This window comes from Bdellovibrio sp. HAGR004 (assembly GCF_055397015.1).
In genome coordinates this window covers 628,430-655,032 of record NZ_AP029176.1, presented here as the reverse complement: position 1 = coordinate 655,032, position 26,603 = coordinate 628,430, and the positions used below count along the sequence as shown (strand labels likewise).

Genomic DNA, 26,603 nt, shown 5'->3' with positions numbered 1-26,603 from the left:
AAAGACAGTTTATGAAGCAAGTTGTAGCATTGATTTTTGGTGGCAAATCCGCAGAACATGAAGTCTCCATGCGCTCTGCCAAGAATGTGGCGGATGCCCTGGATAAAGACAAGTTTTCTCCTGTAATCATCGGCATCAGCAAAGAAGGAAGCTGGTATCGTTTCCCGGACATGAAGGTTTTTGCCGAGGCGACCAAGATTGTTGATCAATCCCTGCCCGCCAATGCCGAACCCGTAGCGTTGATGTCCTTGCAGGGAAAGCCCGTTCTTTACTCGTTGAAAGATCACTCTAAAACTCATGTTGATATTGCCTTCCCGATCATGCACGGAACCATGGGCGAAGACGGTACCATTCAAGGGTTGTTCAAAATGGTTCAACTGCCTTTCGTGGGCTGTGGTGTCTGGTCTTCAGCGGCGGGAATGGATAAAGAGATCATGAAGCGCCTTTTGCAGGTCGCCAACATCCCCAATGCCAAGTACATGCTGCTGACTCCGCACAAAAACACAACCTATGATGAAGTGGTGGCTCAGTTGGGTACGCCGTTCTTTATCAAGCCAGCCAATGCGGGATCGTCAGTTGGTGTTCACAAAATCAAATCAGCTCAGGATTTCACCGATAAACTGAAGGATGCTTTCCAGTTCGACAGCAAAGTTTTAGCCGAAGAATTCATCCAAGGCCGTGAAATCGAATGCTCGGTGATGGGTTTGAATCATGCTCCGAAGGCGTCATTGCCAGGTGAAGTGATCCCCCAGCACGAATTCTATTCTTACGAAGCCAAGTACCTTGATGATAACGGAGCTTTGTTGAAAATTCCGGCTGAACTTCCGGAGGCCACCATCAAGGCCATCCAAAAAATGGCCGAGCAGACTTATCAGGCCATGGGATGCGATGGTCTGACTCGTGTGGATTTCTTCGTCCGCCCGAACGGGGATCTTTACATCAACGAGATCAACACCATCCCGGGCTTTACCAAGATTTCCATGTATCCCAAGATGTGGGAAGCTTCCGGCGTCACTTACAAAGATTTAATCACCCAGCTTCTGCAGTTCGGTTTTGAAAAGTACCAGGCCGAACAAAAGCTCAAAACCAGTTATCTGGATTAATTTTTAGCAATACTTCTTATCTGGGCCTCTCTAACCTCGGGGAGGCTGGCTCCAATGTCCTGATGTTAATCAAAAAAGCTCTTTTGTTTACAACAATAGTCATATATGCCGATAAGTTATTGCATATGGGACTTCGACGTTTCTGGAAATTTCTTTCTGTAGCAAATAAACTCTATATCGTTATCGGAGTCATGGCGCTTCTGATTACACTGGAGCTCTTCACTCTTTACTTTGCCATGGACACTCTTTCATCCGTTCGTGGTTTTGTCGCCGGAGAGAGTAATTGGTCCAAAGCGCAAAAAGATGCTGTGCTAAATCTGCACAAGTACGCTCGCACCAAAGACAGTGTGTACTATGAGAAATTTCAAAGCAACGTCCGTGTGCCCTTGGGTGACAGCAAAGCTCGTCTTGCCCTTGAGGAAAATCCCCCGGACCTGGCACGCGCACGGGAAGGATTCCTTGAAGGAAAAACTCATCCCGACGATATTACCGGGATCACCAAGCTGATCCTGCGGTTTCACAATTTCAACTACGTGAGCAAGGCCATTCAGATCTGGCGAGAGGGCGACAAGATGACTCAAGAGCTGATTGGCTATGGAAATCAGCTTCACAGTCTTATCCAGCAAGGAGCCAAAGAAGACCAGATTATTGCCGCTTTGGACCAGGTGGATTTGCTCAATGAACGCCTGACGGTTCTGGAAGAGGCTTTTTCTCACACTCTTGGTGAGGGCTCCCGCTGGTTAGAGCAGGTCTTGATGGTGACATTGCTTTTAGCCGTTCTGCTTGTCGAAGGTGTCGGTCTTTTACTGACAGTTTCATTCAGCCGCAATCTTTCCAAAGGTTTGATAGAACTTAACGAGGCCGCCTTCAAAGTCGGTGAAGGCAAGTTCGATGTGAAGGTTCCCGTTCGATCCGGGGACGAACTGGGGCAGTTAGCCGAGTCCATTAATAATATGGCTCGCCACCTTAGCAGCAGCGTCGGTGGCCGCCGCCAGGCCGAACAAGCCAGTCAGTTGAAAAGTCTGTTCCTGGCCAACATGAGTCACGAAATTCGCACTCCCCTTGCCGCCATCATCGGCTTTTCGGATCTGCTGAAGGACTCTCACCTGACGGAAGAAGAACGTTTGCAATACGTCAACATCATCCATAGGACGGGCGAACATCTGACCCGGATTATCAACGACATTCTGGATCTCTCGAAAGTGGAAGCAGGACATCTGGAGCTGGAGTCCCACAATGTGAATCTTTCATCTTTGCTGAGTGACCTGCATATCCTGATGGTGGCTCGGGTGGGATCAAAACCTGTGCATGTTGAATTCAATCGCCGCGGGTTGGTCCCGGATGTGATCCGCACCGACTCCCTGCGCCTGCGTCAGATCCTGACCAACATTCTGGGGAATGCTGTGAAGTTTACCGATGAAGGCTACGTGCGCATGACTTATGAAATCTCCGGACCATATCTGGTCTTCACCATTAAAGATACGGGTGTGGGAATCTCCAGCGCCCAACGCAGCTTATTGTTCCAGGCTTTCAGTCAAATCGACAGTTCGATATCGCGCAAGTATGAGGGCACAGGTTTAGGCCTTGTGCTGTCGCGCCGCCTGGCCCAGATGATGGGTGGCGACGTCACCCTGGCTGAAGGTGAAACCGCAAAAGGCAGCACCTTTGTCGTCAAAATTGCGCTGGATATTCCCAGCAATCCGAAGACCAACCATTCTTTGGGATTACCAAAAGAGGTTCATCTGGGACAACAGCTTTCATCCACTTCCATTTTGCTGGTCGATGATGTCGAGGACAACCGCCTGTTGATCCAAAGAATGCTGACCAAACGCGGGGCCCAGCTCACCTTGGCCACCAACGGTCAGGAAGGACTCACGAAAGCTCTGGAAAAAGAATTTGATATTATTCTGATGGACATTCAAATGCCCGTGATGGATGGCTATACCGCCACAAAAAAACTACGTCAGGCAGGCTACAAAAAACCCATCATTGCCCTGACGGCGCATGCGATGAAAGATGATCGCGAAAGATGCCTTGAAGCTGGCTGCACGGACTATCTGACCAAGCCCGTGCAGGTGGAATTCCTGATACAAACTATTCTGAACTATTCGATGGAAGGTAACTAAAAGCAGGTGGCCTTTCCATCACGGGTCACACACGCCGCCTGAGCAATCCCACTTGTTCCTTCAGTTCCAGTAGGCCCAACCGGCCCGTCAGCACCGCGTGCCCTATCAACTTGGACTTTGCAGAATCTTCCACCCTTTCCGCTGGGACCCGGAATTCTGCTACCATCGATACCGCCTTTTCCTCCAGCTCCGCCCAGTCCCCCAGCCCCTCCCTTACCAGGATGTTTGGTCAAATAAACGGAAAACCCAATCTCCTTTTGTATGCTCAACTCTAGCGTTCCACTATGACCGCCGTTTCTCCCGGATTCTCCCCCATGACCTTGCTTTCCGTCTCCGCCAAAAGAGGGGATCAAATCTTGTGACGTCGATGAACAGCCCACTGTGATGGTTCTTCCATTAGCTCCATTCATGTTTGGTGTCGGAGGAGGGCCATCATAGCCATCACCACCGGCTTCCCCGCGCATTTCAATTGCTAAGCGTCCCCTACCGGTTCCTATATTCAGAAACAAATGCCCCCCGGATCGCCCAACAACCCCCTTTGGTGCTTTAGTCAGTTCCGGAAAAGTCCGAATCAAAGCCCCCTGGGAAACATTCAATTTGTCCACATGGAAGCGAACTCGATGCCCCATGGTATTCAGTATAGCCCCTTCTACAAATACCAACTCGGCAAAACGAAACTCAAAGTCACCCGTCTCGCGAGGTAAGGTCTTCTGCCCAGCCCTATACATCTCAAACTCCAACTCTTTCTTTTGTAGAAGTTTGCCTTTGAAAATAAATACCTCGCCCTCAATAACCAACTTATCTCCCTTAACCTCCTCCACCATTGAAGGAGTGACAGGGGCATCCCCAGCTGTTGGTTCGCTTTCATCTCTAATTTCGACGCAGCCGGATAGTAGAAGAAGGGGGACTGAAATAAATAGCAAAAGTAAATACGATTTCATTTTAAGATTCCTTTGTTAGGCCGATTGTCTGATTTCACTTCTTCTCAATTTCAGTTCCTGCCCGAAATCCCAGTACTTCAAGATTGAGTCCGGACGCCGGACTTTGGCCTGTGAACAGCTTTTGCATAGACACATTAATGCTCCGAAAAGGAGACTTCGTCAGGACGACGATGAACGCCCCAAGGATAGAGGCAAATGGAATACAGCAAGATCAACTACTTCGAAAAAGCCGAATCAGCACAACACCGCGAGTTCATCATTTCCCAAAACAATTGCATACTTTGCGGCACCGTACTGGAGCTAAAACATATCGCCGATCGAGAGCTTTCCGAAGTCAAAGAAGAGGCCTTCTGCCCACACTGCGAAGTGAAGACACGCAATCGCACCCATATTCTGAACTAAGTCCAGCCAATGTTTCGACGGGAATCTTGTCAGATGATTGACGTTACCGGGTTCCCGTCAAGATCTTAACATCCGAATAGAACGTCCCTGACCAGGACATATCGGGGTTGCCGAAGCTGGACTGCTTATGCCCAAAGATTGTCGGGCCTTCGCCCTTCATCCATTCGTTCATCCAGACCTGTGCACATTCTAACTGCGTGATCACCTTGTCCAGCTTTTCCGCCGGACCCCAGATCACTGCAGAGTGCGCAAGGTAAGAGGTGTTCACCCACTTGGCGATTTCATGCTGATACTTGACCGACGTTATTAGGAACAGAGGACCTTGAAGTTCATCCTGTTGCAAAACAGAGCAGTTTGGCAGATCCACCATCATCGCCGGCTTCACAAAGAATCCGGAACCAATCACCTTCTCTGCACCCCAGGCGACCTTCCCGTGTTCGGACACACCACCTTGAGTTTTCCTTAGAACCTCTTCCACTGCTTCGGCGGAAATCAGTGGTGTCCAAGGGGACGATCCGGATGGATCTCTTAACGGCTCTAACTGATCCAGCCTGGTCTTTAGGGACTCTATAAATTCTTTTTGGAAAGATTCCAGCAACAACAAGCGCGAAGTGTTCCAGCACATCTGCCCCTGTCCGATCAGGAAAGAGCGCAGAATTTCATCCATATGACTGGCAAAGTCAGTTCCGGCCAATACAATCGCTGCGTTTTTCACACTTCCAGACAACTGCATTTTTTTAAACTGAGAAAGGCCGGCCTTGGCAATACTTTCCATCGTGCTGGTTTTACCCGCAGCCGTCACTGCGTGAATGCTGGGATGTCCGGCAATGACTCTTCCTACGTCCTCATCGCCCTGTAATACGTTGACCACGCCGGCGGGAACCCCTGCGGCTTGCAAGACTTCGCCAAGAATCTGAGCCGTGATCGGGGACTTTTCAGAAATCTTGATCACACACACATTCCCCGCCGCCAGCGCCGGGGCCATACGTTCGGTGACCAGGCGCAAGGACAAGGACCAGGACGATATTATTCCCACCAGTCCCACCGGCTGCACCAGAATCTGCGACGAAAGTGGCTGTTGCAACGATTCTGCCGTCTGGCGCAAAACCTTAATTGCAACCCGGATTGAATTTTCCAGAACAAAACTTTGCGGCAGTCCCTGATGCAAGGCCTCTTGATAAGCATAGTGTGACGCTTTGTCTTCTAGAGCCTGCGCTACCTTCTTCAGTAACAACGCCCGCTCTTCAAAGGAAAGGTCTTTAAAACCAGGCAGTGCTTTTTTAGCGCTTTGAATAGCTTTGATCACATCCATCGCATCGGATGCAGTGATATCGGCCAGCAACTGTCCGTCAAATGGAGAATATTTTGCGATTTTTTTCTGACTGTCGGAAGGGACAAAAGCCCCTCCGATAAAGTTTTGCAGTTCCAACAAAGATCCTAGTATAAGTTTTGGTTTCGATACTGCATCAGATGATGCGCCAACATGTCGGCATTGAGTATCTCATCCGCCACTCCCAATTCAATGGCTTTCTGAGGAGCGTAGGGAAATTGCGCCTCGTCGGGGTGTTGCACCACAGTGGCCCCGCCGACCTTTTGTACATCCACGAGACCTTCCACACCATCACCCCCGAACCCACCCAACAAGACGGCATAAACCCCTTGCGAATAAGCTTGTGCCGCGGACTGGAACAAGACTGTGCTGGAAGGAAGCTGGGACGCCACCGGAGCACCTTTCATGATATTGATCATCGGCCCTTGGGGGCGTGACACGATTTTGCCATGGTGCTCAGCAGGAATGAAATACACATGGCCCATACGCAAGAAGTCGCCGTCTTTAGCCAGGACAGGTGTCACCTTTGAACCGGCTTTTAACTTGCTGATATAGGCCGTCACGAAGTTGGCAACGGTACTGCAGGCCACCACAACAGGAGGCGTATCGGCCGCAAGACCTTTTACGAACTTTTCCAGCGAATCTGCGCTTCCGGCATTGCCGCCCACGACGATCACTTTCAGCTCGGCCGCTTTCTTGCGCGGCATCGTCGAAAGAGTGCTCGTTCGGACCACCTGTGGCGCAGGAGCTTCTTTAAGTTTCTTTAGAATATTCACAGACGCAGCCGCACGCACTTTTTCAACCAGCATGCCGGCCAGATCTTTTAAAATCGCCGGATCGAACTGCGATGGTTTATGGACAAACTCAACAGCCCCCAGCTCTAAAGACTTCATGGCCGCTTCCCCGGTGCTGGCCAATGAAGAAACCATGACCACCGGAATTGGATGATGCTTCATCAGTTTTTCTAAAAACATCACCCCGGACATTTTGGGCATCTCGATATCCAGAGTCAAAACATCCGGCTTCTTGGACAGAATCAGTTCACGGGCCTGATAGGCATCCGCCGCAGCTCCAACGACCTCCAGGCCGTTTTTGGTAAACATATTCGTGAACAAGGTGCGCACCGTCGCGGAATCATCCACCACCAGCACTTTCACATTTTTCGCTGCCGCCAAAGGGCGGAAGCCGGACAAATCCACAGGCTTGTCAACACTGCCGCTTTGCGAAGATGAATTATGCAAAACCTCAAAGGTCGCCGTGTTCAACTTGATCGTGCGGGCCGCTTCTCCGGCGACGTTCTTTTCAAGGATTGGAATTCCCAGTTCGCGCAAAGTTTTTTCCGCAAATTCGATATTGCGCTTCCCAATCCCTTCTCCGATTTGCGCCACACTGATCACATTGCCGCCGCCATAGATTTTGGCCTGCAGCTTGCTGCGATTCGCTCCCAGCCGAACACATTCTTCGACCAACAGAGGAATCGCGTGAACTCCGTAGCGGGTGTTCACATGATCATCCGGGGCACCATCAGAAAGCAGATAGTGATTTAAGCCACCGATCCGTGTTGTCGGATCGTGCAGGGCCACAGCCACACAAGAGCCCAGAAGAGTTGAAATGATCGTCTCTTCGCGAAAAGCGGCGATTTTTCCAGGGAACAAATAGTGCGTATTCATGCTGCCACCAGTTTTTCAAGATCCAGCACCATAATACTGCGCGAGTCTTTGATAAAAAACTGGCGAATAAAGTCGGCAGACATCATGTGGGGATGGTTTTCAATATTTTGTAGTTCTGTTTCTTTCAGGGTGATCAGTTCCTCCGTCCCCGTCACCTGCAAAGAGAAGCGAATCCCCTGTTGTTCGCAGATGACATAAAAGCGACTGTCAGTATCCACTGACACAAAGCCATGATCCTGCAAATTCACCACAGGGACCGCTTCGCCCCTAAAAGGCACGACACCCAAGATGCCGTTTTGACGCTCAGGCAGACTGTACAAGGGCAGGCGTGGACTGATCTCAATCACACTCAGGATAGGAATTGCAAACTCCTGCTGGCCCGAACGACAGTGCAGCAGCTGCACCTCACGCAGATTCTGAGAGTTCAAAGCAAACCGCGTGGCCAGATCCGCGCTGTCTTCTTTTTCCTGCAACAGCGCTTCCGCATAAGACTTTAAAGTCTTCAGAGCCTTCAACAGTTCGCTGACACCTTGAACTTCCTCGGACTTTTGCTCAAAACTTTCCAGCCATAATGCCAGATGTTCAAACTCATTGGTGCGAGCATCCACGGCCCAACTGCGGGCTTGTTCTGCCACCTCACCGCGAATACGGCGCCAAAGATTTTCATCGGTCAGATCAGAAAACTTTTCGACTTCCTTGATCAAACTGTCCAGAAAGTAGGATTTAAGCTCGGCCGTGAAGTCATCACCGAAGAAATCGCTCATGCAGCCTCCCTGTTTTCCTCTGGCAGTGCCAGCAGCGCTAACATCTTTTCCGGATCCACGATATAGGTGATCTTCTCATCCGCCAGGATGGAAATACCCTTGAAGCCTTTTTGCTCACGAATCAGATTGCCGAAGGATTTAACCACCAGATCTGTCTGCGCTTCAATTCGATCCACCATCAAAGCCAGCACCTGATCCTTCACGCGAATAAACACCGCCGAAGAACCCCGTGCGACTTCGTCAGAAACCTTTAGGTTCAAATTCAGAATTTCATCATAATTCATAAACGGCACCGTCAAACCACTGAACTGGCAATAGCGCAGATGCTGGACGGTGTTGATCTTGAGTTCCTCACACGAGGTGATATGTGCCACGGACGACAGCGGAACCGCAAACTGATGTTCACCCCAGACACACAACAGGGCGCTTTCAACCATGATGTGCTGTGGAATTGGAAGCTCCAGATGGAAGGACGCCCCCAGGCCGGGATGATTTTCCACCGTGATTCGACCACCGTATTTTTCCACGATCGCCTGGACAACATCCATCCCCACACCACGTCCGGAGATCGTGGTGACCTTGTCTTTTGTGGAAAAGCCCGCTTGGAAAATAAATTTGTAAATCTCATCTTCTGAAAGACGGTCTGCCGCCTCGGCGGTGACCAGAGCGTTTTTTATCGCTCTTTGCAGGATGCGCTCCTTGTCCAGACCTTTCCCGTCATCTTTAAAAACCGCGTGGACCGAACCACTCTTTTCGAAGATCTGCAAATGCAAAGTTCCGATGGAGCTCTTTCCCTGCAAGGCCCGCTCAAACTGATCTTCGATACCATGATCAATGGAATTTCTAACCAGATGAACCAGACATTCATAAAGATCCTTGCCCAGCCCCTTGTCGATTAAAAGTTCGGAACCCACCACTTCCAGATGGACGTTTTTATTAAGTTCTGTCGAGGCCTGACGAACCAGCACCGGCAAAGCCTGTAAGCTGTCACCCGCCTTCTCTTTGCGCACCACCTGCACCTGATTCTGAAACTGGTCACAGATCTTACCCAGATTCTGGGCAAAGTCCCCCTGACGACGCTCGAAGACTTCCGGCTGAATGCGAAAGTTCACAGTTTGATTCATCATCTGGAAGAAGTTTTTTAGAACCAGCAGTTCCCCGGATAAACGCAGGAATTCATTCAACTGCGCCGTGGAAAGCCAAACACCGGGATCATCCCCGGAACTGGCTGCTGCTGCCGCCTCTCGAATGCGCGTCGGGCCTGACGGTGTTTCATTTTCAAAACTGAAACTGCCATAAGAGGAAATCACCTCAATGGCTTCGCTGAGCTCTTCGGGATAGACTTCCCTTTTTTCACGCAGGCTTTGCGCCAGCACTTTGAGAATGCGTGAACTTTTAAGAAAGATATCCACGCAGGCTTTGGTGACCGGCCGGGATTCGCGTTTGATTCGCGTCAACAAAGCTTCAAACTCGTGAGCTAAAGAGCCCAGAAGTTGCCCTCCGGGAACCGCCCCCACGCTGCCTTTTAACGTATGTATTTTTCGAAAAAGAATATTCAGTTGATCCTGATCCTGCGGGTTGGCTTCAAGCTTCAGAATCAAGGCATCCAGATCTTCGAGAATCTCTTTGGACTCTTCAAAGAATGCGCGGGAAACTTCTTCGACTTGCTCAAAATCGATGAAGACAGCACCTTCCTGCTGTGATTTCTCTAGTTGATTTGTATCATCTGCCATTTCTGGGAAGGCCCGCTTTCTGCTTAAGAGGTTTCCAGAATTTTATCGGCATTTCAGGGATTTATCTTAGGACCGGGATTTCAAATTAATAGATGATATGTGAGCTCAAAAAGGAAGAGCGACCTTCACGGTCGCTCCTGTTACAAGATTCTTTCGAATCCTCGGCGAAGGTCCAGTCGCCCTAAGAGGACGCCACCTCCGCCTTGGTTATGTCTACGTGTTTAACCATAAGCACCACCTCCTTACCAGCCCCAATAGAAGCTTGTATTCATGGTACTATGGTCAGACTGTTAGATGCCACTTTTCTGAGGTCCAGTTTTAACTTTCCCAGTTCAGATTGAAACAAGTCATTACAAAGACTTGATGAACTGAATCAAAGCGGCGCGATCCGTTTTGGGAAGTTGAGTATACCGAGTTTTTGAATACTCGGCCTCACCTCCGTGCCACAGAATCGCTTCTTCCAGTGTTCGGGCCCGGCCATCATGCAGGAAACCTGCCCGAGGATTGATCGTCTGAGTATGCCCCATCCCCCACAGCGGGCGAGTCTTCCACTCGCGGCCATCAGCATCGAAATCCTGACGTCCATCCGCCAGGCCATCCCCCATGTCATGCAAAAGCATGTCCGTGTATGGATAGATCTTCTGATTTGCAAACGCCTTGATCGGATGATCGCCGGTTGTGAAGCTGGGGTGATGACAAGTTGTGCAGCTGACTTGATGGAAAAGACCCGCTCCGCGAATGACTTCTGCTTCGGTGGCTCCACGGCGCGCAGGCACAGCCAAAGTTTGCGAATAGAACACCAAATCATTTGCCACCTGAGCACTGGCCTCCAAAGTCTGACTTGGCTGACGGCCCTGATTGAAAGCGTCCAGCAAAGGCGTTCCCGCAATGCTTTCAACTGGGAACACGTAGTTGGTCACCCCAATATCCCCACGCAAAGCCCCTAAGGACTGGTGCAGTACTGACGGCGTGTTATTCTTCAAACCAAAACGCCCCATGGACACTGGATAAGGATTCCCCGCCATGCTTTTTTCGATATCAAAAACATAGTTCGGACGACCGCTGACACCTTCCGCAGAAAGATCTCGGGCTGCCAACGCCAGAATGTCAGATTCTTGAATCGCCTCGAGCAATCCCAGGCCGATCATTGGCGTGCCGATGCGAGCCCCCATCTTCACATCCCTTTCATAAAGACGGCTTCGGATTTGACCTGTCACGGAATCAAAGTACTCGTCATAGGCCCCTGTGACTTTGAATACAGGTTTGCGCAGCTCCACTTCCTCGCCATCGGGATAAACAAACGTGCTTTTTTCGTACTTCATCCAAACTTGTGCCTGCCCGGCACCAGGAAGATCTTCACGAACTCCCAAAGACCCCAGGTGGAAGAGCTGATCCGAGAAGCCTGGAACCGGAACCGGCGCTCCCCAGTTGTTCTCCTTATTCTTTGGGCGCTTGACACCATCCTCAATACTGATGCGCAGGAAAACGGCTTCATTTTGACGAAGCAGAACCCACTCTTTGTTGAAGGGCACCACAGGCAATGCCCCCCGGCCATCTTTGGAATGGCAGGCATTGCAACTGGTATTGTTATAAACAGGCCCCAAGCCATGATCAAAACGGCTGGCATCATCAGAGAAATTTCTCTCAAAAAGAGCGTCGCCGGTCAGATGACGGGCGATCTCTTCTTCAGACAAATTTGCAGCCGGATTACGGAAAGCCCAGATTGATTGTCCTTTGAAGAATACCGTTGTATCTCCGCCGGACTTTTCCGCGTACACATAATCCATGTCAATTTGTGGGGCAGCCGTCGCCACCCCCGCCATAAGATTCAATACAGAAATTACAATCCAGGCCTTCATATTTTTTCCCGATTACATATCCAGAGTTGGAAGAACTTCAGATTCCAAAGTTGCATGGAGTGCATTCAATGCATCAATCGCCGTCTGAGTGCGCGCACGGCCATCTTTTGTGAAGATCGCCTGGCCGAAGTCGCCCCCATTTGCCGGGCGAATGGCTTCGATCAAGTTGATGCAGTTGATGATGTCCGCTTCCACGCGAGCTGCCAAAGCAGGATCCACTTTTTCTACCAGGGCTTTTACGCCCGGGCCTTTGTTTTGTTTATAGTGGCCAGTATAGATGCTGTAAACAGAGCGGATGTTGTGCTGGAAGTCCTTCAAAGAATTCCATGCAAAGGGAGATTCCACCAACGCCATGTTTGCAGAACCGATGTCGGCTCCCAGTGGATCCGCCATTTTCCCATTGGCAACCTCATCCACGATTCCCATCATGCCCTGAACAAATTCTTCCATCACGGCTCTTTCAGAGGAGTAGAACTGATTGTTCATTCCAGGGTTGCTGATGATTTTTACATAACCCGGAGCCTTTGGATTTTCCGGATCATAGTTGGTTGTCCAGGCATGAGCCAGTTCTGCTGTGTGTTCTGCCAACAACTGAGCCGAAGCCTGCAAATACTGAATTTGTTTTGCCGTCAAAGCAGAAGCCGGTTTTGTGTTCGTGACTTTGCCGTCGCCGAACAAAAGATACTCCAGAGTATGGAACCCTTGAAGGTTTGTACCCAAACCACGAACCAGGTCCGTTGTGATCGCACGGTTTGAGTTCATCACCGCATCCAGATCCAGCTTGTTCAAAGGCCATGTATCCAACAACGGATCGATTCCCAAAGAATCCACCGGACCAAACAGGAAGGATTCGGAGCTTTCCCAGGGAATACGAGCCGCACGCCAAGCAGCTTGGGCTTTATCCAGATTTTCTTGATTTACATTTGCCGCCAGAACCTCAACAGCTTGGGACAATTCTGCCGTTTTGGCAGCCAGATCATTGTAAGTCGCCAGAATCACATTGTAAGAAACGTGATTGATAATTTCTTTATTGGAGGCCGCTTGTGCTGTCACACCGGCAAAAGCCAAGGCTGCCACCATCAGTTTAAGAGCTTTCATTGAGTACTCCTTATGGTTGTTAATAAAATTTCAAAATCTATTTTTCAAACGCGGACAGGTCGAAGCCGAAGGCCACATTGGCCTGATATGTCTCTGGCAGACCTTGCAGTTCTGTTTTGTCACGGGAGTACTGCACTTTCATGAAGGCCGCTGTGTCCCACATCCACATAAAACCACCCGAACGACGGCTGACATCGTAACGAGGGTTCTTGGTGATGTTTCCCATGACGTCTGCAAACGTATTTACATGTTCGGCCTTCACATAGAAGGTCAAACCCGGCGCCGCCCAGTCATATGAAAGCTGCACGCTTTCCAGGCGCGCCTTGGAACCCAACGGAGCAAATGCTTTCGGTTTGGCCAGGCCACCCAAGGTGGCATTCGCCGCAGAAACCTTATCTGCATTGGTCAAGGAACCCTCAATGTATTCGGCCGCAATTCCAAAACCATTCCATTTATAGTTGCCCATCACGGTTGTGATACGGACCTCGCCAGGAACTTTGAGTTTGTCCACTTTATAGCGGTTGTCTGTGGTATCACCCACGTATTGAGCAATCGCCACACCCGTGCCTTTGGCAACGCTGCCCCACTCGATACTTGCCACTGTCGCCAGATTGTCAGCATTCATGTTTTCAAAGTGACGCTGATATCCACCACCGACCCAAGAATACGAACGGAAGAATTCAGAATTCAAACCATTCACCAAAGAAAGACGACCTGTGAAACCGCGGTATTTTTGTTCCACTGAAACACCGGTTTCAGTCCAACCCAAGGGAATCATGCGGGCTTCAAGATCCGAAGCCAGAATCGTTGGGTAACGATGAGGCTTGCTTAGCACTGTACCCAAGGAGATGAACAAAGGAAACTTACCGATTTTCAATGTCGTGTTGGTCTTATTGAAATCCTTCTTGTAATAGATTTCCTTAAGAACAACCTCACCACCTTTTTCGATCTCCTGTTCAAATTCACCGAACTCTTCAAAAGGATCAAATTCAACCGTCGTGCCTACCCCACCGTGTTCGATTTCCACTTCGAACTCCACTTTGGCGCTGTCGTTCAGGTGGTATTCCCCTTCAAAGGCAAATTCAGCCAAATCCATGGATCGACGAACGATCGGCTCCAGATTCTGAACTGTTTTAAAGGTCTCACCCTGACTGAAAGAGATATAGCCATAAGAAGTAAATTCGAACTGCGGAAAGTCCTTTTTCACTGCTGGCACAGAAGTGACTTGCGTTGCCTCTGCTGGCGCGACTTCTTCAACTTTTTCTGGTGTTGACTGAATCACCGCTGTGGTCGTGGTCGATGGGGTGGTCGGGGAAACTTCCTCAGCGTGAGCTGCGGAAGAAACAGCAAAAAGGATAGATAGGGCCCATTTCATTTAAAAAATCTCCGTGAGGCCCGTTTGTAGGCTCGCGGCAGACAAAGGTAAAGAGACGCGCTAAGATTTCTGCTTAACTGAGAATTTCCTGAATGTCAGATGAAAGCATATTGATAACAAGAATAAAAATCTGCGGAAACTCATGGTTTCCTCAGACGGGGTTGGTTAACTTTGCCATAAACTCCCGAACCGAACCAGCCTGCAGTGTCCCCAAACCCCGTCCTGCCCACAGGGACTGAAAGTCAGTGTTGCCAAGCTCCTGGGCTTTTCGACGAAGCGGTGTCGTCAACCAATGCTGAAGGGGATACGGCGGGATCTCGGCTTCGTGCACTTTCATTTCTGTCGTGAATCTGTTCGTCAGACCGCGCGCCCATCGGCCCGAAAAAACTTTGATCATTTCAGACTTTTCCGGACGAGCCGACAAAAGTGCCTGCTTATATTCTTTCGAAGCTCCGCTTTCATCACAGACCAGGAACGCAGTGCCAATCTGCACGGCGTATGCACCGGCAGTCATGACTTTATCCAGTCCTTCTCGGTCACAGATTCCTCCAGCCCCAATCACTGGAATCTTTAAATTCAACGACAAATTTTGCACCAGCTCTTTGGTAGGAATTAATTCAAACGTTTCACCAAGAAACGATCCACGATGCCCACCAGCCTCAGCCCCTTGAGCTACGACGGCATCACATCCCTGCTCTTGCAAGACAAGGGCTTCCGCCAGAGTGGTCGCCGTCCCCATGACATATACACCCTGAGCTTTCAGAGCTTGCATCTGCGGCCCCGTCAAACAACCGAAAGTAAAGCTGAAGGCAGGAACTTTTTCCTGCAAAACCACATCCCACTGCTTTTCAAACAGCCCCGGATCAAAACTCAATTCGGGGACTTCAGCAAAACCCAGCTCCTGATAGTACGGAGCCAGCCACTGTTTCATTTTTTCGACTTGGGACGTATCCACCGGAACATCAGAGGGAATAAACAAATTTACGGAAAAAGGATTCCGTGTTCGGGCCTTCACCGCTTGGATCAATAGGCGCAGGGACTCTGGCGCCATATACCCGGCCCCGATCGAACCCAGGCCACCGCACTCGGACACTTCCGACACCAACTCTGCTGTGGTAAATCCGCCCGCCATAGGCCCCTGGATAATCGGAAGTGATGTCAGTGTCCATTCCATCGCAAGCTCCTATTTAAACAGGAACTTGAAACGTGGCACCTTTTCCCCGTTTACATCCACAAGTTCATTCCACATGTGAGCCGGACGACTCCACAGGCGTCCCACAGGATTGTCATACAGAGACTCATACAGCACCACATCTTCCAGTGTTTCACTGTGATGCCCCAGTCCGATGACCTTGTAAAGCCGACCTTTGTAGTGCTGATAAATAGCGCCGGGAATAATGTCTGTTTCTGGCTTGGAATCTTGCATCCTATCTTCCCGCTTCTTTCAGAAGTTTTTCCTTCTCTTTTTCATAAAGCTCGAAGGATTCATTGATGATCTTCAATGTTTCAGGCAGATCCAGGAAGCCCTCCACTTCGACCTTCTTATTCTCCAGGCCTTTGTAGATCTCAAAGAAGTTTCGAATTTCTTTGAGCTTATGAGGCGCCAGATCCTTGATCGTCTGCACATGTGCCATCTCCGGATCGTCTTCGTGGACCGCAATGACTTTGTCATCTGATTCACCCTGATCAATCATCCGCATGCAACCCACCGGGCGAGCCCGCATCAGGGACAACGGATAAACCTCTGCCTGTCCCAGCACCAGAATGTCCAACGGATCATTATCACCACAATAACTGCGGGGAATAAAACCATAGTTTGCCGGATAGTGAACCGAGCTGTACAGCACACGGTCCACCTTCAGCAGACCTGACGCCTTGTCCAGTTCAAACTTGGTTTTAGAGCCCCGAGGAATTTCAATCAATGCCGTTACGATCTGCGGAGCCTTTTCGCCAGGACTGATGTCATGCCAAGGATTCATGGGGAACCTCCAGGAATTATAAGTTTTCCAGATGCTTGATAATTTCAGACTGAATCTGCTTCATCTCTGCATCGGAACGACGCTGAGCTCTTTTAAAATCCAGGTCCGGGATAGACCAAGCCGGGATCAAGTGCAAATGGTAGTGCGGCACTTCGAATCCCGCCACCATCTGGCCGACACGCGGTGAACCTGCCGCCTTCAAAATAGCCTTGCCGATTTTCTGGGACACCTTGTGAAGGTGAGCATAGGTTTCTGCAGGAACCTCTGTCCAATGGTTGATTTCTTCCTTACTGATAACCAGTGTATGCCCCAGATTGACCTGATCCAATGCCAGGAAAGACAGGACGCGATCATCTTCATAGATTTTGTAACAAGGCAGTTCGCCGGAAATGATTTTTGTGAATACAGATGGCATGATTTCTCCTCAAATTAAAATAGTACAGAAAAATCATGCCTTAATCAGTGACGTTTGGCCAGTCCTCCAACATCTTCAACACTCCCCATTAAGAAAGCAGCAGTTACCACGCACCCAAGCGTAACAAACGGGGGCCCTGCTTATAGGAATCTTCTGCGAATCTCAGTACACCGTCTGAACTCTGCTGCGATGTCAGGAAGACCAGATACACCGGCATGTGCTGCTTCAGCTGCACTCGGGTTTCATTTTCAAGAACCTCTCCGGGCTTAGCCATATATCTTTCAATGGCGCGACGATCCCAAGCCGTTCCCCGCATCAAGTACTCTGCCAGATCCACAGGCTTTTCAACTCTTATGCACCCGGAACTGAGCAGCCTGTGTGGCTCGGCAAAGAGCTCTCTTTGATTCGTGTCATGCAAATAAATCGCATAAGAGTTTGTCATCATAAACTTCAAAGAACCCAGGGCATTCATACGATGAGGTCTTTGCCGAATATAGATATTGGCGTCCTGATTAGGATCCATGTTGTACCAGTCGATACTGGCCGGATCGAGCTTCTGCGTGAAGGACTTGTTCCAGACTTCATAGTTGTGACGATCAAAGTACTGACGGATTTCCCAGGGCCATAGATTTTTGATTTCCTCCACTTTGTCTTCGCGGAAGATCGTCGGTGGCACTACCCAGAATGGATTGATGACCAGGTAAACGATCTTGTCTTTCATAGTGGGAGACTTTCTTTCAGGACGTCCATTGATCGTGCGAAAGCTCATGGTGTAAAGGCTGCCACCCGTCTTATCCACCAGGCTGAAATAGGACATCGCCAGGTTCACAAAGATATAACGATCTTCAAAGTGCTGTGGAAACCAGCGCAGCTTTTCCATATCCAGACGCACCTGACGCATTCGATCCTGACAAGACACATTCAAATATTTCCACGTCTTACCCCCCGGAGAAATTTTACTGTCGGGCTTAAAACGCAAGTTCCATTGAATGTCGTTCACCGCCGCAAAAACTTTGTCATCAAAGACATCGTCCAGATTGTTCATCGGATATCCCAATTGTGACATGCGTGTTTTCAACGGAATCAGAACTGGATCTTTGCTTCCCAGCTTCAATGTCTTTTTCACCTTGGGAAGAGGACCCCATTCCCCGGCTTGACAGATTCGGTCTATTTTACGAAGGCTGTCCCGCAAAGCCAAATACTGCGGGGACTGTGGTGACAACGCCTCCAGCAAGATCGATGGATTGGAGGCTGCGGCGACCAGCTTTTCTTCCAATTCTTTCACTGTCAGAAATGACTTACGGGTCAGTTTGACATCCACCCCCACCAAGGCCGGATCCACCACACCCGACGACACATCCCTTAAAAGCCGCAGAAAATTCAAGTTGGCCTGAGCCTTCAGGTTGGGATTACCTGAATCCTGCAGGTAAGTGGCCTCCATGGCATCACTCCAGTAGCTCTTTGCATTCACACCGTGGTCTCCGGACCGAATCATCGCCTCGCGCAGATCCTGCAAGGATATTCTATCTACAACGGTCAGGTACTCCTTTTGAGTCTGTGCATTCGCAAGCAGGGACAGGCTCAGAACAATCCAGAAAACCATGAGACGTATCAACTCCATAACCCCTCCTCATGTTCTTCCTTATCTAAATTTTGGCCATAAACGGGCTGCAATGTTAGGGTTGGACTGGGCCTCTGCCCGGAAGATTTCCAAAACTAAACCCATCTCATGCAATTAGACATTTTTCTGGCTTCAGGTTTGCTCCTTACCAAATGTGACAGGACTCTTGCTGCCGCAGGAAATCTAATGCGAGCTGATCGCATAAAAGATCTACACCTGTTGAACTTTTTTGGGAGGTCTCAAAATGAGATGGTCTAAAACAATGCTGACTTTGGGTATGATTGCTTCGTGTGCAACACTGACCGCCTGTAAGAAAGAAAAAATCGACGGTGCGAGCATTCACACAGTGCGAACCAAGCCAGCTGCTGAAAAAAGCACGACTTCTCAAAAACAAGCTGAAGACACCAAGAAGACTTCAGACCCAGCAACAACCGCTGACGCTTCCAATCTGACTGTCGGCCAACGCTGCTATCAGGATCTGTGCGCCGCCAATGCTGAGGTTTCTTTGACAAAACTGATGACCGATGCGGCAAGTGCCAACGAGACTTTGAAAAAATATTATGATGAACACCTTGCCCCCCAAGTGCTGGCGACAGTCAACGCCCGTATCGAACAGACCTCGGCAACTTTGGCATATTTCGCTGAAAAAGAAGCCCAGTTTGACAAAGTTGAAATCGCAGAGGATCAAGCCCGCCTGATCAAGGCCATCTATGTTCTTGTTCGTCCCGAAGCCACCGAAACCCAGAAAACCATTATCGGCCTTCTGGGCAATGAAGCCTTTATTAAGGCACATACGTTAAAACAAGTAAAAGGGGCATCGGCCTATTTCACTGCCATCCACAATGGCAAGAATCTGACCGATGCAACCAAGATTGAAATCAACAAGATTCTGGAGCTGGAAGAAAAGATCAACAATGCAGCCAAAGGCCGCATCCTGAATATGAAAACCGGAGCCTTGCAAAGATTCCTGAATGGCGAAGTCATTGAAATGGATGAACTTGAAGGTCTGGCTGACAACAGCTTTGCCTTGCGTCTGATCGATGCCGTGATGGATGAAAAGAACAACATCGCCCAGCAAATCAACCTGGATCTGGCAGAGATGAAACAAATCTATGGCAAGGCCACTTTGAAAGAACAGCTGAAAGACCTTGAGTCCCTTAAAACGGAAATGCTGAACCTTTGCCAAAAAGAAATGACCCAAGCCCTGAATTTGTATCCGCAAGAAAGTGAAGTGACCGCTTTCAAAGCAACGACTGAACAAGTTCGCAAGCAGGTCCTTTCTTTGTTAAGCGCTCAGGACCCCGCCTACCAAGTTGTACAAAAGGCCGTCGTCTACAGCCCTATGACAAACGAGAAGGCCGTGAAATTCTGGTCCCAAAGCCTGAAGGATTTAACTGCTGATTCCAAAGACGCCGTCAGTGACCTTAAAAACCTGGATACTTCTGGCACGTTCACCCTGGCCACCATCCTTTCGATGACCATCAACCCGAAACCAACTAACTGCTTCCACCTGGTGGATTTGCGGATCTCTGATGCCGCCCACACGACGGATACTGGAATCAAAGCCAGCTGGTTGTCGGTGAAAAAACCATCCTATGGCGTGGCGATTCTGGCACATGAATTCGGCCATTTGGTCTCAAAATTCAGCCAAAGCTTCAACTCACAAAAATCCTGCCTGGCAGGCAAACAGGGCAGCACCCGCTTTATTGAAGAAGACTTTGCAGACGTGATTGCCGGAAAAGTTATGACCGGCATGCAAAACAGCCTGAACGGAAAAAACAATTATGGCTGTCTCTTTGCTTCGACAGAAGGGACTCCAAGCCTTCAGGTCGAAAAAGAGGATACCGAGACCATTCATTCCACTGGCCTGTTCCGCGCTCTGCAACTGGCGCAGCTAAGTAAAGCAGCCATCCCCGAGAGCTGCAAACAAGCCGTGCAGCAACAAGCCCCTAAAGCTCTGGACAAGTGCGAGTAACAAAACAACTGCTGAAAATAAAAGAACCCACACTTTGAAGGTGTGGGTTCTTTGTTTTAAGCCTTGAATCAAATCCAGATCTTAGCGCTGGTTGGCCGGAGTCCATTTCAGACCCTCTTTGCCAGCCCATTTGCCGCGAGGACGGTAGATACGGTTGTTCGCGTACTGCTCGAAAGCATGAGCGCACCAGCCGGAAATACGAGACGCTGCAAAGATTGGTGTGAACAAATCTGTCGGGATACCCATAGAGAAGTAAACCGTTGCAGAGTAGAAGTCCACGTTTGGCATCAAACCTTTTTCGTTGAACATGGTGTCGTCGATCAAAGTGGACATTTCGTACATGTGGTGAATACCAGCATCTTTAGTCAACTTTTCAGACATGCCACGCAAGATACGAGCACGAGGATCGCCGTTTTTGTAAACGCGGTGACCGATACCCATCACTTTTTCTTTCGCCGCCAAAGCGTCCTTAACGAACTGCTGAGCTTTTTCCATCGTGCCGATTTTTTGCAGCATCAGGATAACCTGCTCGTTCGCACCACCATGCAAAGGACCTTTCAACGCACCAATCGCAGAAACGATCGCAGAGTGAAGATCAGACAAAGAAGAAGCCGTTACGCGAGTTGCGAAAGCAGAGCAATTCAACTCGTGGTCTGCGTGAAGGATCAAACAAGTGTCCATCACTTTTACGTGCTCAGCTTTAGGCTCAACCCCGCCGCCCAACATGTACATCATGTTCCAAGCGATGGATTTGTCAGTTTTTGGAGTTACAGGCTCTTTGCCTTTGCGGATAGCATCGAACGCACAAAGAAGAGTTCCCATTTTGGCAGTCAAACGAACAGACTTGCGCAAGTTTGCTTCAGCGCCGTTGTCGTTAGCATCTGCATCCCAGTGTGCCATCAAAGAAACCGCAGTGCGCAGCCAGCCCATTGGATGAACATTTGTAGGGATTGCTTTTAGAACCTTGATGAACTCAGGGCTCAAAGCCATTTCATTATGAAGCTGAGTGGAGAACGCCGCCAACTCTTGAGCATTTGGAAGTTTGTCGTTCCAAAGAAGGTAAGTGACTTCTTCAAAAGTGGAATTCGCAGCCAAATCTTCGATCGTGTAACCACGGAAATTAAGAGAATCACCGACGATAAATGATACTTTCGTCGTACATGCAACTACGCCTTCCAAACCCTTGTCCAAGGCGCCTTCATAGATATTTACTTCAGCCATCGCAGTTTCCTTTCTGACTTTTTCATTTCAATAGCATTGTAGACTTATCAATAATTTTGACAAGTTGTCACGGAGTTCCCGCCCCAAAGTCGCATAAACAACCCCACTGAAAACATAGTAACAATCAGGTTCTAGCGGGAAGCTAGTTTAATGACTCGATCTTTGACTTCGGTGACGATCAAGGTCTGATCTCGTACTGGGTCCGACTTGCCGGAGTACTTCTCATTGGCGAAAAGAACCTCGTTACGCAGCTCATGCACCCCTTGCTTCGGGGCCCGAGAAATTGCCTCGGAAATTCCATGTCCACCCCAGTTCACACCCAGGGAATTCTGAGACATCTTCAGCCCTTCCGTCGCCAGAATCAGGCGGTCTCGCGGATTGAGCTGGATCACTCGACTTTGAGGCTCCGTGTTAAAGTCTTTACTGAGACTCGGACCTGTCGGCAGAAGCTCCACCAAGCCTTCTTGCCCGTAGACCTGCATAAAGCCGTCGATATTGCCGACGGAGCAATACTGCATTTCAAAACTGCGACGGTCCACGATCCCGTAAAAGACGCTGGCCTTGTCTTCGTTCTGAATATTGGGAACCACTTCCTTGGCCAGGAGCGCCACAACCTTGTGTGCCTCCAGCCCCCGGCGTGCTTCGATCTGAGAGGAAATTTTGATGATCATGGACAGCAACAATGACGACAGCGAATAGCCGCTGGCACTGGAAATCAGGATCCCAAACTTCAGCTTGTCTTCATGTTCAAAAATATCGAAATAATCACCGCCGGACCGAGTGCCCGGCAGGAATTTGGTGCTGAACTCAAAGCCCTGCACATTGGGCAGTTCGGTAGGAGACAGGAACTTTTGCAGACTTTGCGCCAGTTTCAGTTCCTGACTGACTTGCACAATCATTTTTTCCAGGGCCCCATTGGCCTTGCCCAGTTCCAGACGATAGCGATGAAGCTCGGCTTCCTTGACCGCCAATTCGTGTTCAAGTTCTGAAATTCGCTCTTTGAGTTCGTCTTGTTCTTTTGCCATGACGGCTTATCTTAAAGGCTTTTTTAGTGCCAGTCGTGAAGGAACATATTCAACTGTTCTTCTTCGGCCTTTAGTCGAGCCTGTATCGGTGCCGGAACTTGCCCCTCTGTCAGGGTTCCTAATCCCTGCAGATGATAGCGGATCTCGCTGTGTCTTTTGTGGACCTTTTCACGAGCCCAAACCATCACGGGGGCTGACAACAAACCCCAGGCTTTCCAGTTTGAGCCAAAATATTTCGCATCCTGCATTTCATCCACCGGAGCTTCGGCCCCGAAGTGACCCCAGATCATCTGTGCCATCCACTGTGTTGCCAAAATCAATGCAAACAGCAACACGAACTGTAAGCTCTTGTCCTGAAATGACGCCAGACCGGAAGTGAATCCCAAGCCCAGGAAAGTTCTGATTTCACCCGCCAGCAATAGGCCCACCACTGCCCCCAGCGCAGAAACACCCGCAAACTGCAGGGCCATACGGCGGCATTGCTGATTTAGGGATCGGCTTTGCCACCAGAAAAAGATCATGCGCCCCACACGCTCCCCAGCGACAAGCCCCAGGGCTCCGTTGAAAGCGATCGTGTTTGTCAGAAGCAGGCTCAACGCCAGCGCCAGGGACCAGAACTCAATCTGCACCACCAGACTTAAAGCAGCAGCCAGCACAAAGAAAGTCACCACCGTCGGGAAACGACCATCTGCCAGGAAGAAAGCCAAATCACTTTGCCCCAGAATTGTCTGAATCACACTGGAATTACGAAGCATGCTTTCGCCGCCCACCAGGAACAGCCCCACGGCACCCACGAACAACAAAACGTTGCGGGTTTTAGCGCCGACAAAAACTGTCAGGCACAAAAGACCGGCAACCCCTAACAGGAAGAAGCCGTTGAAGCTCATAAATAGTACACCCAGAATCAGAACCCACCACGCCCCCAGCGTGCTTAAGCACATGACCAGTGCACTGGGACGGGCCGGAAGAACTCGCAAATTCAAAAGCGCCAATCCCGAATACAAGGATCTTTGCGAAGAAACCTCCAGCATCACCACACTGAAGGCACGTACGAACATCGTGCCGAGCTTTGCTTCCAAACCCTTGTCCAAAAAACTTTTTTGCAGACCGGACAGCAGCTTTGCCAGAAGTTGCTGGGAATACACCATTCCGGCCAGCATCAGAACAAAACTACCCAACCACATAAGTATCATAGCGAACCACCTTTCCTTCATAGGAATGACGAACTCCCGGCAGCAGTTCTTCCGCCTGCATGGGGCGCTTCACCACCACTCTTTGCACAGGCCAGGTCAGGGCTTCTTGCAAAACCAGACTGGCATCTTCGTCATGTCCGACCAAATCCCTAAATACAACCATCTCTTGCTTGGGAAGAGCGGACTTCTTTTTGTGCGGATACATCGGATCAAAATAAATGGAGTCGATTTCAAGCAGGCCTTTGTTCTTTTTTAAAAACTCCAGCGCATCGCCAAAATGAAGCTGATAGGACTTCAGATAATCTTTTTTCGTGCGAGCAAAGGCCTCGGACAAAAGCGCATACAGCACCGGGGACCGCTCCACACCAGTGACCGTGAACCCCAGTTGAGTCAGGAACACGCTGTCGATGCCCATACCTACAGACAGATCCAGAATGCGTCGGGCCCCTTTTGCAACCCCAAGTGCCTTGGCGATCAGCTCATTCTTGCCGCGATGACCTTTGCGCTCATAATCCAGATGATTCTTATCAAAGTCGATTTCCAGCAGACGCTTTTCCAGATCGCGCACAAACACGCGGTCGCCTTCGACACAGAAATGGAAAAAATAGTTTTCAGGATTTTCCGGATTGAGCGGCGCCTGCAAAAACGCCGCCCACTTTTGAGCTTTTTCAAGGCCGGCGTCATCGGCCCTGACACATATGCGAGAGCCGCCTAGCGGAGCAGATACCATAGACACTCAAAAACCCACATGCCGATGGCCAAGAGGAACAAATAAAAACCAGAGCGGAAAACAGCTTTCATGTCGCTGCCAACAGGGCTGGAGATGTTCTTTAACTTATGGATAAATCCCACCGACGCAAATACCAGCACAACCGTCAAATACAAGCCCCAGTAGAATCCGGCGTACAACAGATGATAAGCCAGATTGAAGATCACAAACAAAACCCACCACGCCGCGATCAGTCTGCGGGCTTTATCAAACCCCAGCCAATTCACAGTGTTGGTGAACCCTGCCTGACTGCTGGGGAAGATGTTCATGAAGTTGCGCAAGTGAACCATGAACAGAATCAACCAGCCCCAAACACATCCCAGCCAGAAGCTTTCGATATCCGCAGGAACCCCCATGGACATCTGAAATCCCACTGTCAGCAAGGGCCCTAACATCACAAAGAGCGCCAGCTCCCCGCCGATACGATATTTGAAAGAATTCTGTTTTTTAAACTGCGCCCACAGTCCAATACCCAGACTGGCGCCAATAATTCCGGCCAGTTCTGGAAAAGCAAAAATCAACGGGATCGCACACAAGATGGCCAAAACCAAGAAGACGGTGGACAGACTTTTTACCTGAGCCGCAGTCACCCATCCACTTTGAATGGCGCGGCTGCCGCTGCGCTCAAGCACGCGATCCACGCCCTTCATGTGGTCCATATAATCATTGCGCAAATTGACGGCAATAAAAGCCAGCAAGCCCCCCACAGTGGCGATGATTGTCGTCACCGGGTCCTGCATGGTGTGATCATCCACGTTCTTGGTCATGATCAAAAGCAGCGGCAGGAAAATCAAAAGAAAGCTGCGAACTTTATAAATCTGTGCAATCGCCATCCACAAAGACGGCTTGGGGATTTCATTTAAGGACATCACTTTGAACGTCACCGTTTCAGCAGCCGAATTCACATTCAGCGTCTGTTGTGGCAGCGCCCGTTGAGTCTTTGAAAATGTTCCGAGCAGATAAGATTCAAACTCCGGGTTCTTTTTGGAAAGCGTGATCAGCTCACTCACGAAGGCTTCCTTCTCCAGTACAGGATCTCTGTCAACGGACGAAGCTGGTCGATCAGTTTTTCCTCGCCCGGCTTCAGGAAGGTTTTCAGACGCTCCAGATGATGATCGTACAGCTTGATCAGGCCCTTGTTGATTTCGTCAAATTCCAGAAGCTTCTGATCAAAGCGGGCTTTTCCCCCCACGTTGGCATAGAATTGTTCCAGGTTTTTACTTTTGACGATTTGATCAATTTCATGACGAGTGGCCCCTTGGCACATGAATGCACCGAAAGAGTTCAGATAACCTGATTTCAAATCGCCCAGAATCGCTTTGCCTTCATCGTTGCGGATGTCATAGTCCAAAAGATCATCACTGCGCTGGAACAACTGCCCCAGTAAAGTTCCCATCTCAGACAGAATGTTGTGCAATTCTTCGTCGTAGCGCTCTTGCGCGATGAACGGAGCACGGATGCACCATTTGAACAGACTTGCGGTTTTCAGATTATGAATGCGATCCAGTTGTTCGATGGTCACAAAGAAGTCACCGACCACAGAGTCCTGCAGCCACTCCCCTTCCAAAAGATCCGAAATCACTTCGGCCGTGTACTGAACCAGCTTGATGTTCCCGTGACCGGACAGATTCACCATCACTCGCGCCAGCAGATAGTCGCCCGCCAGTACCGCGTATTCAGGAGTGTACTTTAGCCAGGCCGCTGTCTTTCCACGACGAAGATGAGAGCGGTCGATCAGATCATCATGCAACAGCGAAGCGTTGTGGATGAACTCGATTGTTTGAGACAACAAAAGCTCGGTTTTGGGTTCGATCCCCAAATTGGCCGCCATCATACGAATCAATTTTGCACGAAAGCCTTTGCCGCCGGAAAAGAGATCGTCATAAAGCTTGTTCAGCTTCGGCAGATAGGCCGGGAAATCCTTTGAATCATAGACTTTCAGATCAATGACGCTGCGTTGCAATTTTAACTCCTCAAGAGGGCGACTTGTCCCGCTAACTTCGC

At 49.7% G+C, this 26,603-nt stretch carries 23 protein-coding genes; 4 read left to right on the top strand and 19 right to left on the bottom strand.

Annotation, left to right across the window (positions count from 1 at the left end):
* Positions 1-11 precede the first annotated feature (11 nt).
* Together ACZ5ZV_RS03415 and ACZ5ZV_RS03410 are read left to right on the top strand one after the other, a co-directional pair.
* Entirely contained in the window at positions 12-1,103 is a 1,092-nt protein-coding gene (locus ACZ5ZV_RS03415; protein WP_464120029.1) for a D-alanine--D-alanine ligase family protein, read from the top strand.
* Between the two features lie 191 nt (positions 1,104-1,294).
* Positions 1,295-3,229, top strand: a complete 1,935-nt coding sequence (locus ACZ5ZV_RS03410) for a response regulator (RefSeq protein ID WP_464120028.1) — start codon at positions 1,295-1,297, stop codon at positions 3,227-3,229.
* Here the strand turns inward: ACZ5ZV_RS03410 and ACZ5ZV_RS03405 are convergent.
* On the bottom strand, positions 3,226-4,170 hold the full coding sequence (locus tag ACZ5ZV_RS03405; RefSeq protein ID WP_464120027.1) for a hypothetical protein: 945 nt from the start codon (positions 4,168-4,170) through the stop codon (positions 3,226-3,228). The two genes, ACZ5ZV_RS03410 and ACZ5ZV_RS03405, sit on opposite strands and share 4 nt — an antisense overlap.
* 195 nt (positions 4,171-4,365) lie before the next feature.
* Between ACZ5ZV_RS03405 and ACZ5ZV_RS03400 the strand changes: the two genes are divergently transcribed.
* The gene (locus ACZ5ZV_RS03400) at positions 4,366-4,572 is read left to right on the top strand and encodes a hypothetical protein (RefSeq protein ID WP_464120026.1); all 207 of its coding nucleotides are present in this window, start codon (positions 4,366-4,368) and stop codon (positions 4,570-4,572) included.
* Positions 4,573-4,615: 43 nt separating this feature from the next.
* Here the strand turns inward: ACZ5ZV_RS03400 and ACZ5ZV_RS03395 are convergent, their stop codons facing one another.
* The 12 genes from ACZ5ZV_RS03395 to ACZ5ZV_RS03340 form a co-directional block, all read right to left on the bottom strand.
* Positions 4,616-6,004 (bottom strand): aldehyde dehydrogenase family protein, encoded by a 1,389-nt coding sequence (locus ACZ5ZV_RS03395; protein ID WP_464120025.1) that lies wholly within the window; start codon positions 6,002-6,004, stop codon positions 4,616-4,618.
* Between the two features lie 5 nt (positions 6,005-6,009).
* Positions 6,010-7,572, bottom strand: a complete 1,563-nt coding sequence (locus tag ACZ5ZV_RS03390; RefSeq protein ID WP_464120024.1) for a chemotaxis protein CheB — start codon at positions 7,570-7,572, stop codon at positions 6,010-6,012.
* The gene (locus ACZ5ZV_RS03385) at positions 7,569-8,336 is read right to left on the bottom strand and encodes a chemotaxis protein CheW (protein WP_464120023.1); all 768 of its coding nucleotides are present in this window, start codon (positions 8,334-8,336) and stop codon (positions 7,569-7,571) included. Before ACZ5ZV_RS03385 ends, ACZ5ZV_RS03390 begins: the two co-directional genes overlap by 4 nt.
* Entirely contained in the window at positions 8,333-10,069 is a 1,737-nt protein-coding gene (locus tag ACZ5ZV_RS03380) for a chemotaxis protein CheA (protein ID WP_464120022.1), read from the bottom strand. The genes ACZ5ZV_RS03385 and ACZ5ZV_RS03380 overlap by 4 nt, the downstream gene beginning before the upstream one ends.
* A 350-nt stretch (positions 10,070-10,419) precedes the next feature.
* Positions 10,420-11,928: a di-heme oxidoredictase family protein gene (locus tag ACZ5ZV_RS03375; RefSeq protein ID WP_464120021.1), complete on the bottom strand. Its 1,509-nt coding sequence runs from the start codon at positions 11,926-11,928 to the stop codon at positions 10,420-10,422.
* Positions 11,929-11,940: 12 nt separating this feature from the next.
* Entirely contained in the window at positions 11,941-13,026 is a 1,086-nt protein-coding gene (locus tag ACZ5ZV_RS03370; protein WP_464120020.1) for an imelysin family protein, read from the bottom strand.
* 37 nt (positions 13,027-13,063) lie between these two features.
* Positions 13,064-14,401, bottom strand: coding sequence for a hypothetical protein (locus ACZ5ZV_RS03365; protein WP_464120019.1), 1,338 nt, complete (start codon positions 14,399-14,401; stop codon positions 13,064-13,066).
* A 151-nt stretch (positions 14,402-14,552) separates the two neighbouring features.
* Entirely contained in the window at positions 14,553-15,575 is a 1,023-nt protein-coding gene (locus ACZ5ZV_RS03360) for an NAD(P)H-dependent flavin oxidoreductase (protein ID WP_464120018.1), read from the bottom strand.
* Positions 15,576-15,584: 9 nt separating this feature from the next.
* On the bottom strand, positions 15,585-15,827 hold the full coding sequence (locus ACZ5ZV_RS03355) for a DUF1653 domain-containing protein (protein WP_464120017.1): 243 nt from the start codon (positions 15,825-15,827) through the stop codon (positions 15,585-15,587).
* Position 15,828: 1 nt separating this feature from the next.
* Positions 15,829-16,380 carry an inorganic diphosphatase gene (locus ACZ5ZV_RS03350; RefSeq protein WP_464120016.1) on the bottom strand — a complete coding sequence of 184 codons (552 nt, stop codon included), beginning with the start codon at positions 16,378-16,380 and terminating at the stop codon, positions 15,829-15,831.
* A gap of 16 nt (positions 16,381-16,396) precedes the next feature.
* Positions 16,397-16,795, bottom strand: a complete 399-nt coding sequence (locus ACZ5ZV_RS03345; RefSeq protein ID WP_464120015.1) for an HIT family protein — start codon at positions 16,793-16,795, stop codon at positions 16,397-16,399.
* Positions 16,796-16,898: 103 nt separating this feature from the next.
* Complete coding sequence (locus ACZ5ZV_RS03340; protein ID WP_464120014.1) at positions 16,899-18,416, bottom strand: L,D-transpeptidase family protein; 1,518 nt, start codon at positions 18,414-18,416, stop codon at positions 16,899-16,901.
* Between the two features lie 244 nt (positions 18,417-18,660).
* Here ACZ5ZV_RS03340 and ACZ5ZV_RS03335 point away from each other — a divergent pair, with 244 nt between their 5' ends.
* Positions 18,661-20,391, top strand: a complete 1,731-nt coding sequence (locus ACZ5ZV_RS03335) for a hypothetical protein (protein ID WP_464120013.1) — start codon at positions 18,661-18,663, stop codon at positions 20,389-20,391.
* Positions 20,392-20,472: 81 nt separating this feature from the next.
* Here the strand turns inward: ACZ5ZV_RS03335 and ACZ5ZV_RS03330 are convergent, their stop codons facing one another.
* The 6 genes from ACZ5ZV_RS03330 to ACZ5ZV_RS03305 all read right to left on the bottom strand — a co-directional run bounded on the left by ACZ5ZV_RS03330 (position 20,473) and on the right by ACZ5ZV_RS03305 (position 26,562).
* The gene (locus tag ACZ5ZV_RS03330) at positions 20,473-21,612 is read right to left on the bottom strand and encodes a citrate synthase (RefSeq protein ID WP_464120012.1); all 1,140 of its coding nucleotides are present in this window, start codon (positions 21,610-21,612) and stop codon (positions 20,473-20,475) included.
* A 131-nt stretch (positions 21,613-21,743) separates the two neighbouring features.
* Positions 21,744-22,637 (bottom strand): PP2C family protein-serine/threonine phosphatase, encoded by an 894-nt coding sequence (locus ACZ5ZV_RS03325; RefSeq protein ID WP_464120011.1) that lies wholly within the window; start codon positions 22,635-22,637, stop codon positions 21,744-21,746.
* Positions 22,638-22,660: 23 nt separating this feature from the next.
* Positions 22,661-23,830 (bottom strand): hypothetical protein, encoded by a 1,170-nt coding sequence (locus tag ACZ5ZV_RS03320; protein ID WP_464120010.1) that lies wholly within the window; start codon positions 23,828-23,830, stop codon positions 22,661-22,663.
* Positions 23,808-24,560, bottom strand: coding sequence for a class I SAM-dependent methyltransferase (locus ACZ5ZV_RS03315; RefSeq protein WP_464121383.1), 753 nt, complete (start codon positions 24,558-24,560; stop codon positions 23,808-23,810). The genes ACZ5ZV_RS03320 and ACZ5ZV_RS03315 overlap by 23 nt, the downstream gene beginning before the upstream one ends.
* Positions 24,542-25,609 (bottom strand): prenyltransferase, encoded by a 1,068-nt coding sequence (locus ACZ5ZV_RS03310; RefSeq protein WP_464120009.1) that lies wholly within the window; start codon positions 25,607-25,609, stop codon positions 24,542-24,544. Before ACZ5ZV_RS03310 ends, ACZ5ZV_RS03315 begins: the two co-directional genes overlap by 19 nt.
* Positions 25,606-26,562, bottom strand: a complete 957-nt coding sequence (locus tag ACZ5ZV_RS03305) for a polyprenyl synthetase family protein (protein WP_464120008.1) — start codon at positions 26,560-26,562, stop codon at positions 25,606-25,608. The genes ACZ5ZV_RS03310 and ACZ5ZV_RS03305 overlap by 4 nt, the downstream gene beginning before the upstream one ends.
* Positions 26,563-26,603 lie beyond the last annotated feature (41 nt).